Genomic DNA, 13,477 nt, shown 5'->3' with positions numbered 1-13,477 from the left:
CGGTCACGCCGTCCTGGTCGCGACCGCGACGATCGCCATCCGGGGCACCTCGGCGACGAACTGCCCGTCGGCCCGGTAGACCACCGGCCGCGCCGGGATGCCGTCACGGCCACCGAGCGCGGCCAGGTAGCCGGTGTGGTCGAAGTGGTGCGTCAACAACCGCCACACCTCGTCATCGCTCAGCGTCGCGAAAAACTCCCGCACCCCGTACATGTCGCCGACATAGTCGCGAATCCGCTCGTACGCGGACTGCTCGGTGTCGGCGCGCACGATCAGCGGATCGTAAAGGTCGACGATGCGCACCGGCAGATCCACCTGGGCGAACAGGCCGGCCAGCTCCGCCCGGCTGAAATGCTGGTAGTCGTGGCCACCGGAGGCGTGCGAATGCACCACCTCACCGAAAAATCCAGCCATCGGGCTCGACTCGTCGAAGTCGTGCAGCACGATCCGGCCACCGGGACGGACCACCCGGGCCGCCTCCGCCACCGCCAGCGGCCGCTGATGTGCCGGGATGTGATGTGTTCCGTAGGCGAGCAGCACCGCGTCCAGGCTGGCGTCGCGCAAGAACAGGAAGTGCGCGGCCTGGCGTACGGCGGGCAGGCCGTGCGCGAGCGCCTTGTCGACCATGTGGCCGGACAGGTCGCCGGTGATGAACGCCAGCTTGGACTCGAAACAGGCGGACTGACTGCTCGCGGCGCGCGCCACGGTGCCGTCGCCGCCGAGCACGTCCAGGATGAGGGTGACCGGCTCGGACCCGGCCGGAGTGGCCAGCTCCAACAGTTGCCGCATCCCGGTCCAGCGCACCAGGGTGTCGCGCTGGGCCCGCCGATAAGAGTCGCCCCGGCCGGTGGAGTCGGTGTCGAACTCGCTCACCGTGGCGGCCAGCTCCGCGAGCGCCGCAGCCGCACCCGGGCGCTCGAAATCAAGCACCTCGCGTAGCTGGGGGTGGACGGTCGCCACCGTGTGCAGGTACTCACGCAGAATCAAGGACGGCAAGTACGACGGGCTCATGTGCACCTCGGCGCACGCAACGGTTTGCCGCCTCGTCAGCGACGTCCCTTCGACGAACGGATGGCGAACTGTAACACCGCATCTCGCCGGTCAGCCAGGTCGAACACCCGACACCATGGAATCCCTGGTGCGGGCAGGAGTCCTTACACATCCTTTGTCGACGATTACGACACAGCGGTGTGATCGGCGACGATGCGACGCATTAGGTCCAGGATTTCCGACTGGTAGTCAGTCAGGAAGAAATGCCCACCGGCGAACACATACCGCTGTGGCGGGGTCGCGCATTCCAGCGCCCACCCGGCCGCCCGGTCCAGGTCCACATGCTCGTCCGCGTCGCCCAGCAGCACGTGCACCGGCAGCTCCAACGGCGGCTCGGCACGGTAGGCGTACCGCTCGGACAGGGCGAAGTCGGCCCGGACACCCGGCAGAATGATCTCCATCATCTCCCGGTCCGCCAGCAACCCGGCCGGGGTGGCCCCGAAGTCGCGCAACGCCTCGATCAGGCCGGTGTCGTCGAGTTCGTGACAGCGCTGCTTTATCAGCCGGGTCTGCGGCGCCTCGGCCCCGCTCACCAGCAGCGCCAGCGGATCGGGCGCGCCCCGGCGGCGCAGCTCCCGCGTCACCTCGAACGCCACCAGCGCACCCAGGCTGTGCCCGAACAGCAGAAACGGCCCCGACGCCCGCTCGATGACCGCCGTCGTCAGCTGATCCACCAGCTCCGCAAGGTCGTCGACGGGCGGCTCGTGCATCCGGATTCCCCGGGCCGGCATCAGCGCGACCTGCAACGACAGTTCCGGCTCAGCCATCGTCTGCCACTCCATGAACGATGTGGCGATGCCACCGGCATGTGGGAAGACGAAGACCTGCGCGTCGCCGGAGGACTGCGCCACCGGCCCGAACCAGCGGCTCGCGCCGCCCGCACTCACCCGGGACATGACCGCGAGCATAGGTCAACCAGGGAGTCTGTCGGCGAGCCATCGTGCCGAGCCGGCCGGCACCTACCCGGTGCCGGCCGGTCCCGGCGTGACCCTGCCGCCCCCTCAGAGGCGACGACCGGATCAGTTGGCCCGCGGAGGCCGCCCCACCGTCACCTGGTGACGGGCGCGGTCGTCAGCCGCAGTGGATCGGTCCCCACGTTTCCGAGCTGAGGTTCCGATAAGTCACGGACACGATGATGCACCGGCTGGCCGTGCCGGTGACCTTCACCGGGCCGGCGTAGTACTGGAAGTTGCCGGGATCGTGGTCGAAGACGATCGGCTCGCACGGGTAGCCCGGGTTGTTGGTGCCGCACCGGCCGACGAGGATGTCCATCGACTCGGACTTGTCGCGGTTGAGGTTCTTCTGCGCCCAGACGCAGTTGGTGCCGCCGTTGGCGCTGGAGTAGTAGATGAACACCGAGATCGCGCCGCCGTACGCGTCGCGGTGCGGCGACAACTCGGTGCCGGGACAGGAAGCCCCTGGGCTGAGTTTGGTGTGGGCGGCGGCGGGCGAGCTGGTGACCGCGAGTGTCGTCGCCACCAGTACCGCAGTCAGGAATGCCCCGAGCAGGCTGCGCATGGACCGGTACGTCGAGGAGGCCATGAAGGATCCTTCCAATCAGAGGTACGTTGATCGTCATTATCCGCCACAGCCGAGGGGCCAGTACGGCCGGTGCCGGCTCGCCAGCACCGGCGTCGCTGCGCTCGGCGCTTCAGGTTGCAGGTGTCAACATCTGTTTTGTTGTCACTTACATCTGCGACACTGCTGTTTAGTTCGCCGAAGGGGTGAAGATCATGGTCGAAGATCGGCTTGTTGAGCTGGAGCTGCCGTCCCTCGACACGTTGGCCGCCAGGCTGGAGTACCTGTTCGACAAGATTCGCCCCACACCCGAGGAACTGAGCGACTCCGACGAAGCAGGACGCCGGTACACCAACAAAGAGATCGCCGACAAGATCAACGCAGCGGCGGCCGACACCGGTGTCACAATCAGCGCGGCCTACGTCGGAGAGCTACGCCGGGGCGTGGCCAGCGACCCTCGAATGTCGCACGTACGTGCCTTGGCCGCCGCGTTCGGCGTGAACTCGGGCTACTTCGTCGATGAGGCGGCCGCGCAACGAATCCAGGACCAGATCGGGCTGCTCAACGAGCTCCGCCGAATGGACGTCAAGCAGGTGGCACTACGCCAGGTGCTCGCCGACAGTGGACTGTCCGCCACGGACAGACATCTGATCGAGCAGATGGTGACGCGTCTGCGAGCCGTGGCCGAGGGCTCAGGCCCCGAGGAAGTCGGCAGCACGTCTGGCGATCGCAGGTAGCGGTGCTGATCCTTCGGTGGCAGCACGCCGACGACCGGGAGAACGCTCACGTGACGTTGTACCGACTACGCAAGCGCTGCGACCAACTGCTCGCCGCGCTGGAGATGCCGGAACCGTTCGACATACGCAGATTGTGCGAGATCCTCGGCGAACGGCGCGGCCGGCCCATCCACCTGGTTCCGATCAGCCTGCCGGCCCACACGGTGTGCGGGATGTTCGTACCGACCGGCGACTTCGACGCCATCTTCTTCGAGCAGAACACCTCGCCGCTGCATCAGATGCTGATCATCGGGCACGAGCTGGGGCACCTGATCGCCGGCCATCGCACGACCGAGGTAATGGATCCGGACGCCTCACGGTTGCTGCTGCCAGACCTCGACCCGGAGTTGGTCCAGCGCTGCCTTGGTCGCAGCAACTACGCCGCCGCCGAGGAACGCGAAGCCGAGATGATCGGTTCGCTGCTTCTTCGGCGGGCACACTGCGGCGGCACCGAACACGACGACTCGCCGCTGGACAGCCGGCAGGCCGAGCTGTACGACCGGCTACGACACTCCCTGGAACACCCCGACTGGTAGGCGGGAAATGGACACTGCGCTGTACGCCGTCTCCGCCCTCGCGGGCTGGATCGCCTTCGGATATCTGCTGCGGCTCCAGCGCCGGCAGCCCAGCCGCGTGCGCGGCGCGATCTGCGTCGCCATCGGAGCTTTCGCCGTCGGGATAACGCTCGCCGTACCACCCCTGGCCACCGCCATCGATCACACGTCGGGCCTGCCCAACCTCGCCAAGGTCCTCTCCCACGCCGGCGCGATGACCATCGCCGTGAGCGCCGAGAGCATGCTGCTCCACCTGGCGCTTCCGCCCGAAAAGGCCGCCGCCCGCGTCCGGGTGTGGGTCCTGGTAACCGGCTGCGCCTTCGTCGCGATAGCCGGGCTGTTCGCCTACACGCTCACCTACGACACGCCGGTGCTCCTGACGGTCGAGTACGCCACCGACCCCGCGGTGACCGCGTACCTGCTGATCTTCATGACCCTCGGCTTCTTCGCCTACTGCATCGACATCACCCGGCTGTGCTGGCGCTTCGCCCGGATCTGCGGGCGCCCCTGGCTGCGCCGCGGCCTTCGCGTCACGGCCGTCGGCGCCGCCTTCGCCCTGCTCTACAGCACCAACAAGATCGCGTATCTCATCGCCTACTGGACCGGTAACCGGCCGACCGGCGAGCGGGAGATCGCCGCGGTCCTGGTGACCATCAGCGCGCTGCTCATGATGGCCGGCCTCACCATGCCGGCATGGGGCCCTATCCTGACCATCACGCGACGCTGGGACGACCTCCGCTCCTACCGCCGGCTGGAACCGCTCTGGCGGGACCTCATCGCCGCACTCCCGGAACTCGAACTCGACGAGAGCCTGCGTCGGACCCTCACGGCCGTACGGGACATCGACTACGCCCTGACCCGCCGCGTCGCCGAGATCCGGGACGCGCGGCTCGCGCTGCGCCCGTACCTGGACGGCAGGGTGACGGCGCTCGCCGAACAGTTCGCCGACGAGGTTGAGCTGACCGCCGACAGGCGGCAAGCCGCGGTCGAGGCAGGGCAACTGGCCTGTGCTCTGCATGCGCGTCGCGCCGGCCTCGCTACCGCGCTCCCCCAACCCACTGATGACATGCATCGTCCCTCCGGTGGTTACGCCGGCGAGATCGCCTGGCTGACGCTCGTGGCCAGCGCCTACACCCGGTCGCTCGTGGTGGCCCAGACGCTCGCCGCGTCCCGACACCTCCCCTCGCAGTCACCGGTTGGAGATGCCCGACGATGAGAGCCCGCTACACCAACCTCGCTCGTATCCGCGCCCTCGACCCGGAGCGCGATTACCTGGCCATCTACCAGGCGATGCTGCGATACGAGTTCCCGTGGGACATGAAGCTCGGGCTCAACCTCGCCTTCAACCGGTCTTTCTCGATCCCGTCGATCGCCGCGGTGCACACCGCCACCGGTGAGCTGACCGAGCGTACGCAGAAGCGGATCGACGACACCGGTCTGCTGATGTACGAAATGGTGCTCAACGGCTTCGAGCAGCCGCAGGGCCGGGATGCGCTACGACGCGTCAACCAGATCCACCGCCCGTACGACATCAGCAACGACGACTACCTCTACGTCTTGGGCTGCCTGGTGGTGATCCCGACCCGCTGGCTGCAACGCTACGGCTGGCGCCGCCCGTGCTGCCACGAACGGCAGGCCACGCACCTCTTCTACCGGGAGCTCGGCCGCCGGACGGGCATCACCGACATCCCCGACTCCTACGAAGCGTTCGAGACCTGGTTCGACGCCCACGACGCCGCCCACCTGAAGCCGAACGACGACGCGGCGGCCATCGAACGGGCCACCCGCATGCTCATGCTCACCCGCATCCCGGGCCCGCTCGCACCGCTGGGCAACGCGCTCGTCAGCGCCATGTACGACGAACGCCTGCGAGCCGCGATGCAGGTCGCTCCACCCGCCTGGCCCGTCAGGGCCGGCCTGCACCTGGCGCTGAAGGTTCGCTCCCGGCTGCAGCGCTGGTTCGGCAAGCCGCGAACGACGGCGTTGTTCGCCGACGGAATCAAAACCAAGACCTACCCCGACGGGTACGAGATCAGCCAACTCGGCCCGCAGCCGAAAGAGGGGGTTGCCGCTGTCTACTCGTCGAGGGCTTGCTGCAGCGCCGGTTCGGGCGCTGAGGACACCGCAGGCGGGCGGGCGGTCACCAGGTCGTAGGCCGCCTTCCACGCCGCCGGTACCTCGCGTGCGGTGTTCCTCGCCAGAGTCACCGTCCGGCAGCCGTCACAGCGGGCGGCGACCCCACTCGCGTCGATGCCGAGGCGCCGGCACAGCATCACAGCGCGAGGCAGGTGCAGTGACTGGCTGACAAGCAGCGCCCGGCGTATGCCGTACACGTCATGGGCCCGCTTGCAGGTGTCGTAGCTGTCGAGACCATACGGGTCACCGACGATGTGCTCGGCGGGCACGCCTGCGGCGACGAGGTACGCCGTCATCACGGCGATCTCGTCGCCGGAGGTGCCGTCGCGGTCGCCCGAAACGAGCACGGCGCGGGCCTTGCCGTCCTTGACCAGTTGAGTTGCCACGTCCAGCCGCCCCTTCAGAAACGGCATGGGCTGAGTGCCTCCCGGTGCCAGTTGCGCGCCGAACACGACCACGACCGGCGCCTCGGGCGCATCGTCAATCGCGTACAGATGGCCAACGGAGTACGCCCGGACCCAAAGCGCCGGAGCGGCGAAGAGCAGCACAAGCCCGACCCCGGCGACGAGAACCCGCTGAACAAGCCGACGTCGCCGACGGGCCGGCCGCAGCCCGGACCGCCCCGAATCGACGGACGGGCCGTCGGCGTGACCGGGTGGGAGCGACGCGGAAGGGCCTGGCGTGACGGTCATGGCCCGATGGTAGGCACCAGTTCAAGCGGAACAGTCGTCTATCTGATGTCGATCACGGGCAGGCAGAGAGGACCCCGGGTTGGAACTCCACCTGCGGATCAGCGGGTCCGGGTTCGCCACGATCCGCGCCTACGACCCGGCCCTCGTGTCCGGCGCGGTGCTGGCCGGCATCACAGACCCCGTTGGTCGTCTCTTCTCGATCACTGGGCCCATTTCATCGGGTGCCGGAAACCCCCGATCCGCCGATGAGACGAGAGGGCAGATCGGGGGTCCTCGGCTGCTGTCACATCCGCCGGTTACTGGGCCGCCTTGGCGAACGCCACGAACGTGGACCACGCCGCCGGGGTGAAGGCGAGCGCCGGCCCCTGGGGGTCCTTGGAGTCACGTACGGCCACGACACCGGGTAGGTTGTCCGCCACCTCGACACAGTTTCCCTGGGCTCCGCTCCGGGTGGACTTGCGCCACTGAGCACCGCTTGACCTACTCATAATGTCTCTCCTTGATCCGCTGCATCAACTTACGGGATTCGTCGACGCTCAACGCTTGATCGGTGAGCGTGTTCCAAACCTCGGCGTAAGCCCTGACCTCTTCGATTCGATCGAGGTAGAGCGCCCCCGAAAGACCTTCGTTATAGACCGTTGTCGGCTCCGCAGACCTAGCCCCGTTGGTCGGAAAGTCCAGGATCACAAAGCCACCTGACACCGCCACCTGAGACAGTCTGCCGTTCAGTGGTAGAACCCTGATCGATACGTTGGGGTCCTCGCTGACCCTCATCAGTTTGTCAATCTGCGCGGCCATCCCGGCGACGCTCCTGTGAAGTAGTGCCTCCTCGATGAGGACATCCAGGGTTGGAGCGGCAGGCCGCCTCCTTGTGAGAAGGCGTTGCCGTTCGACACGTAGTTCAACGAGCTTGGCCGCCTCTCCGTCGGAGACATTCGGCCGGGTGCGCACGACCTGGGCGGCGTACTCCGGGGTTTGCAGCAGGCCCGGAACCAGGGCATGTTCGTATGTCCTAATCCGACTGGCGGCGGCCTCAAGGCCAACATACAGCTCGAACCAACGGGGGATTACTTCGCCATAGGCGTGATACCAGCCCTTGCTCTTCGACTCCTTCGCGAGGCTGGTGAGAACCTCGGTCATTTCCGCCGACGTCCCGTACATCCGGCACATCTGTTCCACGTCCAGGGAACGGACGGGAGTTTGCCCCGACTCGATGCGGTACATCTTGGCGCGCGACCACTCAAGATCGGATGCGGCGGCCTCCAAGCCGATCCCGGCCTGCTCTCTGGTTTGTCGCAGCAGCCGACCAAGCTCTCGCCTCGGCACGGTCGAGCCGACTTCGCTCATCAGGATCATCCTCCCCTGTTTCATCGTGACGCCTCATCCGACTTGCCGCGAGACGGCTCTTGCATCATCACCCGGGAAGCGCGTCTCAGCACGATTGTCTCGTCTGGAGTGTTGCAGCAGGCATCGATGTTGCCGGACCGTGGCAGCTAGAGAGGCCGGCCAGATGATCATGGGAGGTTGACGTGCCCCGGTGGAAGTGGTTCCAACGCAGCGGCGAACCCGTCGATGTGGTGCAGCGGCCCGCCTACGGCCACCGGGGAGGGGCGTACGGGAAGGAGGCTGCCGCCGACCCAGAGTGTGAACAGCCCTCCCCGGATCGGGCCGACCATGCCGAGAGGGACGACCGGGGTTGAGGGGCGAGTGATCGTGATTGCCGAGATCGTTCCGGTCGTGTTGGGCGGCTTGATGCCCGGGTTCCTGCTCGGGCTCTTCGCGTTCCGGGTCAAGGCACGGTGGTGCCCGCGCTGCGGCGAATCCACCGAGGCCATGCACCACACGGAGGAGCGATGAACAGCAGGCCAGGCCGATACATCGCTGGTGAGCTTCCACCCGGGCGGCGCGTGGCCCAGTTGCGGGCGCGACGCGGGATGACCCAGCAGATCTTCGCCAACCGGATCGGCAAGTCGAAAAGCTGGGTCGACAAGGTCGAGCGCGGGCTACGCAACCTCGACCGGTTCTCCACCATCGAAACAGTCGCCGAGGTCCTCGGCGTCACCCCCGAAATCCTGCTCTCCAAAGCAGCCCGCTGGCCGGAGCCGATCGGCGCCCCCGCCGACGCCCTGGAACGCGTACGCGCGACGCTGGCCTGCTACGACACCACCGGATTCGCCGCCGGCCGGCCGGTGCCGCCATCAGCGGACGAGTTGACCCGCCGGGTGAACCACGCCTGGGAGGCATACCGGCACGCCCACCACCCCCAGGTCCTACGGATGCTGCCCGACCTGCTCGGCGACGCCCGCCACCTCGCCACCGTGACCAGCCCGGCCGACACCGCCAACCTCCTGGTACGGACATACCGGCTCGCCGCCCAGGTGCTGGTCAAACTCGGCGAGGCGGAGCTGGCCTGGCTGGTCGCCGACCGGGCGATGACCGCCGCCGCCGGCGACCCGCGCCGCACCGCCATGGCCGCGATACCCCTGGCCCAGGCGCTCCGCGCCTCGAACCGGGGACGCCTGGCCATGACCGCCGCCACCACCGCCGTACAACAACTCACTCCCACACCAACCCGACACACCCCACCCGACCACCTCGCCCTGGCCGGCATCGTGCAGATCCAAGCCGCCCTCGCCGCCGCCACCTGCGACGACCCCACCGCCGTACGCCACCTCACCAACCACGCCGCCCACCTCGCCGCCACCCACCGCGACCACCCCCACCACAACGGCGGCGGCGACCTCGACTTCGCGCCCATCATGGTCGACCTCGCCCGCGCCCTGACCGCCGCCGAACTCGGCGACAGCCAACAAGCCATCACCCTCCACCGCCACGCCACCAACGGCGACGCCTGGCGTTGGCTACCCGCCGAACACCGCGCCGCCCACCTGATCGACATCAGCCGCGCCTACCACGACCTCGGCGACCACCACGCCGCCGGCCAGGCCCTTGTCACCGCCGACCAGATCGCCCCCGCCGAAACCCGCAACCGCCCCGCCGCCCACGCCGCACTGACCGCCCTGCTCCGCACCGGACCCACCTCAGCCGACGTCACCCGCCTCGCCACCACCATCGGACTCATCATCCAACGATGACGCGCAATATCGCAGGGTGCGTGCGCCGGTGGCCGGCGCGGTTACTGGCCAGGCGCACCTGGCCGGGTGTTCAGCCCAGCCGAGTGCATGAGGTGCTCAGGTTGCTTTCCGAGTTCTTGCTCGTTCTTGGCGTACCTCTTCAAGCGTGGCAGTGTCGGATGCGAGGTCCGGGTGGCCCACTTGGCGGTCGAGGTCGACGACGAGTTCGAGCTCGCTGATCGCCCTGTCGAGATTCCCCTCAGCCCGGTGGATCATCGCGATGTTGTACCGGGTGATTGCTTCGCCGGCGCGGTCGCCGACCTCCCGCCGGATGGGCAGGGCCTGCTGGTAGTAGGCCAGGGCCTGCTGCCGGTCCCCGAGCCCGTTGTACACGCCGCCGATGTTGTTGAGAGTGGTTGCTTCGCCGGCGCGGTTGCCGACCTCTCGCTGGATGGGCAGGGCCTGCTGGTAGTAGGCCAGGGCCCGCTGCCGGTCCCCGAGCCCGTCGTACACGAAGCCGATGTTGCTGAGAGTAGCGGCTTCGCCGACGCGGTCGCCGACCTCCCGCCGGATGGGCAGGGCCTGCTGGTAGTAGGCCAGGGCTTGTTGCCGGTCCCCGAGCCCGTTGTACACGCCGCCGATGTTGTTGAGAGTGGTTGCTTCGCCGGCGCGGTTGCCGACCTCTCGCTGGATGGGCAGGGCCTGCTGGTAGTAGGCCAGGGCCCGCTGCCGGTCCCCGAGCCCGTTGTACACGAGGCCGATGTTGCTGAGGGTGGCGGCTTCGTTGCCGTGATCGCCGGCCTCGCGGTACAGGTGCAGGGCCTGCTCGAAGCTGGCCAGGGCATGTCGGGGCTGCCCGGTGGAGGATTGGGCCCAACCCAGGTCATAGAAGGCGCTGGCGTCCGGGCCGAGGGTCAGGGTCGCGTCCGCGAGGGCCGCGACATCCGCGAACCGGGACCTGCGCAGCCACACCCTCGCCACCCGGTCTCCGACGTGCTGGGCGATCACCGACTCCCGGCCCGCCACCGCCAGCCGGTGCACCTCCACCCATTGGGCGAGGGTGGTCATGACGCGGGCCCGGGCGTGGCAGGGTCGGTGATCCAGAGTTCGTACAGGGATTGTGCGGCGGCGGCGCAGGCTTGGGTGTATTCGTCGTCGGTGAGCAGGGGGCGGATGAGGGGGCGCAGGACGTTGGAGACGTAGTAGCGGGGTTGGCGGGTTTCGGGGTCGATGCCTTCTTCGATCAGGCCGAGTTGGACGGCGCGTTCGATGTGGATGGTGGCGTCGGGGTGGTCGTGGACGGCGCGGACGGTGTCGGCGGGGACGGGTAGTTCGATGACGTTGACCTTGGCGAGCATCTTCTGCAGCTCGGGGGTCTGGGAACTGAGGAGGTTCTTCGCGAGGATGGTTTCCCGGCGGAATCGGTCGGCTTCCTCCTCGATGGCGGTGATGAGGCTATCGATGTCGAGACGGGGGTCGGCGACGATCAGGTCGAGCCAGTCGAGCAGGCGGGGGTTGCCGGCAGCGGCGTTGATGGCGCGTTGGCGGATGTCGGGCTCGATGGAGGAGCCGGGGCGCAGGTTGCGCAGGTTCGCGAGTTTCTTGGCCTGTTCGATTCCGGTGAGGGTTTCGAGTGACTCGACGACGATGGTGGTCGCGGCGGGTGCGGGAAAGCGGTAGCGGCTGGTGATGACGACCCGGCTGGAACTGCCGGTGTCGCGGATGGCCTTGAGTAGGGCGGGCAGGATGTCGGCCATCTCCGGGGAGAGCACGTGGCCGCCGTCGCGTTCGTCGAGGTTGCCGTCTTCGAAGTCGTCGAACACGAACAGGCAGGGAGTCTGTCCGAGAGGTCCGTCGACGTGAAGCAGATGGCGCAGGCGGACAAGGAGGGGGGCCTGGCCGTTGTCGAGCAGCTTGGCTGCTTCGATCTGCTGCTCCATTGTGGGGAACTCGACCTTGGTGGTGAGCTCCCGGAACCTGGTTAGGTCGACGCGGCCAAACCAGACGGCACGCTGGTGGGTGGGCATGCGTTCCAGCAGCCGGGAGGCGAGGCTGCTCTTGCCGAGGCCGCCCATGCCGTGCAGGACAAGGGCCTCGGCCGCGTCGCCGCTACCGTACGGTTGTTTGAGGGTACGCAGGCAGCGCTGGATGACGCGTCGTCGTCCGACGAAGGCAGCGCGGGCGGCGACCCGGGACAGTCGGGTCTGTGGGTCCAGGAATTCCTGATCGGCGGGCCGGATCTGGATCCGTGCACGCCCCTTCGTGAGCAGGGGCGTGACCATGGGGGCGAGCGGGGATCTGTCGGCGTAGGCGCGCAGCAGGTGCCAGTTGCCGCGCTTGTGCTTGTACAGGTGCTGACGGGCCTCGACGATGGCCCGGTCGAGGGGCTGCCCGTCCGCCAGTGACCGGTAGAGTTCGGCGGCGAACTCGGTCGCGGAGACGTCACCGACCGGCAGCGCCCACCCCAGCACGGCGGGAGCTCCGGCGCGGACCAGGCTCTCGCTCATCGAGGGGAACGCGCCGCCGTCGGGGGCGTTCCCGGTGAGGCAGCCGGAGACGAAGACCAGGCGGGGCCAGTGCCCGGCCATGGCTTGGGCGATCTGGTCAGCGGTGGCGTAGGCGAGCCCACCGAACTCGTTCTCGACGAGGAAGGCGGGCTGGCCGTTCACGCTGATGGTGGCGTGGCCACTCAGATGTAGGACGTCGAAGTATCCCGTCCCGTAGTCGCGGCTGAGAAAGCGAAGCCCTTCCAGCGTGCCGCTCTCCTCCACGACCAGATCGGCGCCGGTTCGGGAGGTGGCAGCCAGGATGGCCGCTTCCTCCGCCTCGTAGCTGAGCACCGGCTCGACGCCCTCGGGAGAAGTGGCCATGAACAGCACCCGCAAGGGTCGGTTCGCGGCTTTGACCGGGGCCGTGAGGGCCGAGTTGGTGCCGACGGCCCGCACCGGTAGCAGCGGCGCATTGACGGATACGGTCAGATGCGAGCCGTCCACGGCGAGCAGTTCCCAGGGCAGGTGCCGAAGCCGTCCCTCGGCGGTGATGCGCAGCGTGGTGCCGGCAGGGCGGTCCAGGACCGGGGTCAGCCACCGTTCATCGCCGTCGAGGAAGGCGGCCAGTTTCATGCCCAGGTCACGCAGCTGCGGTGCGCCGAACACCTTCTGCGCGACCGCATGCTGACTGTAATCGCGTTCCACCATCCCGATCAGCTGATCGATCGCCGCCTTGTCCACGCCACGGGTCTTCGGCGGGCCCCCACCGGTCCACAGGCGCAACTCGGAGTAGTCGGAGGTCTGCTCGAAGATCTCCAACTCGTACGTGCTCATCTCACCCACGATGATCTCCGCCCTCAGCGTTGCCGCGACTCGACCTGCTGGAAAGCGATCTCCAGCTCCCCTCCGCTGACGTTGGACACGTCGACCCGGGTACCGTCGCCGAGCAGGATCGTGACGGTAACGCCCTCGGCACGGCGGGAATGCCACCAGTCCCAGATCGTCTTGGCCGCGCCGACCCCAGCGAACACGAGCCCGATGACAGCGATCACCACATCGGCGGAACGCTGCACCTCAACAGGTGACACCCCATCGCCAGGCCCGGCGTTCGCGGCAAGGGCGGCGTGCAGTTCCGCGGCCCAACGCGCGGCGTCCGGTCCCGAAACCTCAAGTGCGGCAGTTCCCACC

The 13,477-nt window shown here is 67.9% G+C and carries 15 protein-coding genes; 6 read left to right on the top strand and 9 right to left on the bottom strand.

All coding sequences use genetic code 11. The features are described 5' to 3' along the window. Positions 1–3: 3 nt before the first annotated feature. From AB0C02_RS20380 to AB0C02_RS20370, 3 genes are all read right to left on the bottom strand, one after another. Positions 4–987 carry a class I SAM-dependent methyltransferase gene (locus tag AB0C02_RS20380; protein WP_357549964.1) on the bottom strand — a complete coding sequence of 328 codons (984 nt, stop codon included), beginning with the start codon at positions 985–987 and terminating at the stop codon, positions 4–6. Positions 988–1,175: 188 nt separating this feature from the next. Further along, entirely contained in the window at positions 1,176–1,946 is a 771-nt protein-coding gene (locus AB0C02_RS20375) for an alpha/beta fold hydrolase (RefSeq protein WP_357549960.1), read from the bottom strand. A 175-nt stretch (positions 1,947–2,121) separates the two neighbouring features. Beyond that, complete coding sequence (locus AB0C02_RS20370; RefSeq protein WP_357549958.1) at positions 2,122–2,592, bottom strand: hypothetical protein; 471 nt, start codon at positions 2,590–2,592, stop codon at positions 2,122–2,124. 191 nt (positions 2,593–2,783) lie between these two features. Between AB0C02_RS20370 and AB0C02_RS20365 the strand changes: the two genes are divergently transcribed. Genes AB0C02_RS20365 through AB0C02_RS20350 form a run of 4 tightly spaced genes read left to right on the top strand, consistent with a single transcriptional unit; the run spans position 2,784 to position 6,052 of the window. After that, positions 2,784–3,305 carry a hypothetical protein gene (locus AB0C02_RS20365; RefSeq protein WP_357550037.1) on the top strand — a complete coding sequence of 174 codons (522 nt, stop codon included), beginning with the start codon at positions 2,784–2,786 and terminating at the stop codon, positions 3,303–3,305. A gap of 2 nt (positions 3,306–3,307) precedes the next feature. Continuing rightward, positions 3,308–3,880, top strand: a complete 573-nt coding sequence (locus AB0C02_RS20360; protein WP_357549956.1) for a hypothetical protein — start codon at positions 3,308–3,310, stop codon at positions 3,878–3,880. 7 nt (positions 3,881–3,887) lie between these two features. Beyond that, a complete protein-coding gene (locus AB0C02_RS20355) occupies positions 3,888–5,114 on the top strand; it encodes an MAB_1171c family putative transporter (protein ID WP_357549954.1) in 1,227 nt (408 codons plus the stop codon). Beyond that, positions 5,111–6,052, top strand: coding sequence for an oxygenase MpaB family protein (locus tag AB0C02_RS20350; protein WP_357549951.1), 942 nt, complete (start codon positions 5,111–5,113; stop codon positions 6,050–6,052). The genes AB0C02_RS20355 and AB0C02_RS20350 overlap by 4 nt, the downstream gene beginning before the upstream one ends. On the opposite strand, the gene AB0C02_RS20345 is transcribed toward AB0C02_RS20350, so the two are convergent. The 3 genes from AB0C02_RS20345 to AB0C02_RS20335 form a co-directional block, all read right to left on the bottom strand. After that, the gene (locus AB0C02_RS20345) at positions 5,974–6,582 is read right to left on the bottom strand and encodes an ElyC/SanA/YdcF family protein (protein ID WP_357549949.1); all 609 of its coding nucleotides are present in this window, start codon (positions 6,580–6,582) and stop codon (positions 5,974–5,976) included. The genes AB0C02_RS20350 and AB0C02_RS20345 overlap by 79 nt on opposite strands. Before the next feature lie 440 nt (positions 6,583–7,022). Next, positions 7,023–7,214: a DUF397 domain-containing protein gene (locus tag AB0C02_RS20340; RefSeq protein WP_357549946.1), complete on the bottom strand. Its 192-nt coding sequence runs from the start codon at positions 7,212–7,214 to the stop codon at positions 7,023–7,025. Continuing rightward, the gene (locus tag AB0C02_RS20335) at positions 7,207–8,097 is read right to left on the bottom strand and encodes a helix-turn-helix transcriptional regulator (RefSeq protein WP_357549945.1); all 891 of its coding nucleotides are present in this window, start codon (positions 8,095–8,097) and stop codon (positions 7,207–7,209) included. Before AB0C02_RS20335 ends, AB0C02_RS20340 begins: the two co-directional genes overlap by 8 nt. A gap of 336 nt (positions 8,098–8,433) precedes the next feature. Here AB0C02_RS20335 and AB0C02_RS20330 point away from each other — a divergent pair, with 336 nt between their 5' ends. Then, positions 8,434–8,583: a hypothetical protein gene (locus AB0C02_RS20330; protein WP_357549943.1), complete on the top strand. Its 150-nt coding sequence runs from the start codon at positions 8,434–8,436 to the stop codon at positions 8,581–8,583. Further along, positions 8,580–9,821: a helix-turn-helix transcriptional regulator gene (locus AB0C02_RS20325; RefSeq protein ID WP_357549942.1), complete on the top strand. Its 1,242-nt coding sequence runs from the start codon at positions 8,580–8,582 to the stop codon at positions 9,819–9,821. Before AB0C02_RS20330 ends, AB0C02_RS20325 begins: the two co-directional genes overlap by 4 nt. A 96-nt stretch (positions 9,822–9,917) precedes the next feature. On the opposite strand, the gene AB0C02_RS20320 is transcribed toward AB0C02_RS20325, so the two are convergent. The 3 genes from AB0C02_RS20320 to AB0C02_RS20310 are packed head-to-tail and all read right to left on the bottom strand — an operon-like array spanning position 9,918 to position 13,476. After that, the gene (locus tag AB0C02_RS20320; protein ID WP_357549941.1) at positions 9,918–10,868 is read right to left on the bottom strand and encodes a tetratricopeptide repeat protein; all 951 of its coding nucleotides are present in this window, start codon (positions 10,866–10,868) and stop codon (positions 9,918–9,920) included. Then, positions 10,865–13,123: a CHAT domain-containing protein gene (locus tag AB0C02_RS20315; RefSeq protein ID WP_357549940.1), complete on the bottom strand. Its 2,259-nt coding sequence runs from the start codon at positions 13,121–13,123 to the stop codon at positions 10,865–10,867. The genes AB0C02_RS20320 and AB0C02_RS20315 overlap by 4 nt, the downstream gene beginning before the upstream one ends. Before the next feature lie 23 nt (positions 13,124–13,146). Then, on the bottom strand, positions 13,147–13,476 hold the full coding sequence (locus tag AB0C02_RS20310) for a hypothetical protein (protein ID WP_357549938.1): 330 nt from the start codon (positions 13,474–13,476) through the stop codon (positions 13,147–13,149). Between the last annotated feature and the right edge of the window lies 1 nt (position 13,477).

This window comes from Micromonospora sp. NPDC048999 (assembly GCF_040649295.1).
Taxonomy (GTDB): domain Bacteria; phylum Actinomycetota; class Actinomycetes; order Mycobacteriales; family Micromonosporaceae; genus Micromonospora.
The sequence above is the reverse complement of the archived record's forward strand: the minus strand, read 5'-3'. Positions and strand labels throughout refer to the sequence as shown.

Coding starts and splice junctions, on each gene's coding strand:
- AB0C02_RS20375 (WP_357549960.1), bottom strand. CDS start 1,946: ATGTCCCGGGTGAGTGCGGGCGGCGCGAGCCGCTGGTTCGGGCCGGTG.
- AB0C02_RS20370 (WP_357549958.1), bottom strand. CDS start 2,592: ATGGCCTCCTCGACGTACCGGTCCATGCGCAGCCTGCTCGGGGCATTC.
- AB0C02_RS20365 (WP_357550037.1), top strand. CDS start 2,784: ATGGTCGAAGATCGGCTTGTTGAGCTGGAGCTGCCGTCCCTCGACACG.
- AB0C02_RS20355 (WP_357549954.1), top strand. CDS start 3,888: ATGGACACTGCGCTGTACGCCGTCTCCGCCCTCGCGGGCTGGATCGCC.
- AB0C02_RS20350 (WP_357549951.1), top strand. CDS start 5,111: ATGAGAGCCCGCTACACCAACCTCGCTCGTATCCGCGCCCTCGACCCG.
- AB0C02_RS20340 (WP_357549946.1), bottom strand. CDS start 7,214: ATGAGTAGGTCAAGCGGTGCTCAGTGGCGCAAGTCCACCCGGAGCGGA.
- AB0C02_RS20335 (WP_357549945.1), bottom strand. CDS start 8,097: ATGAAACAGGGGAGGATGATCCTGATGAGCGAAGTCGGCTCGACCGTG.
- AB0C02_RS20325 (WP_357549942.1), top strand. CDS start 8,580: ATGAACAGCAGGCCAGGCCGATACATCGCTGGTGAGCTTCCACCCGGG.
- AB0C02_RS20320 (WP_357549941.1), bottom strand. CDS start 10,868: ATGACCACCCTCGCCCAATGGGTGGAGGTGCACCGGCTGGCGGTGGCG.
- AB0C02_RS20315 (WP_357549940.1), bottom strand. CDS start 13,123: ATGAGCACGTACGAGTTGGAGATCTTCGAGCAGACCTCCGACTACTCC.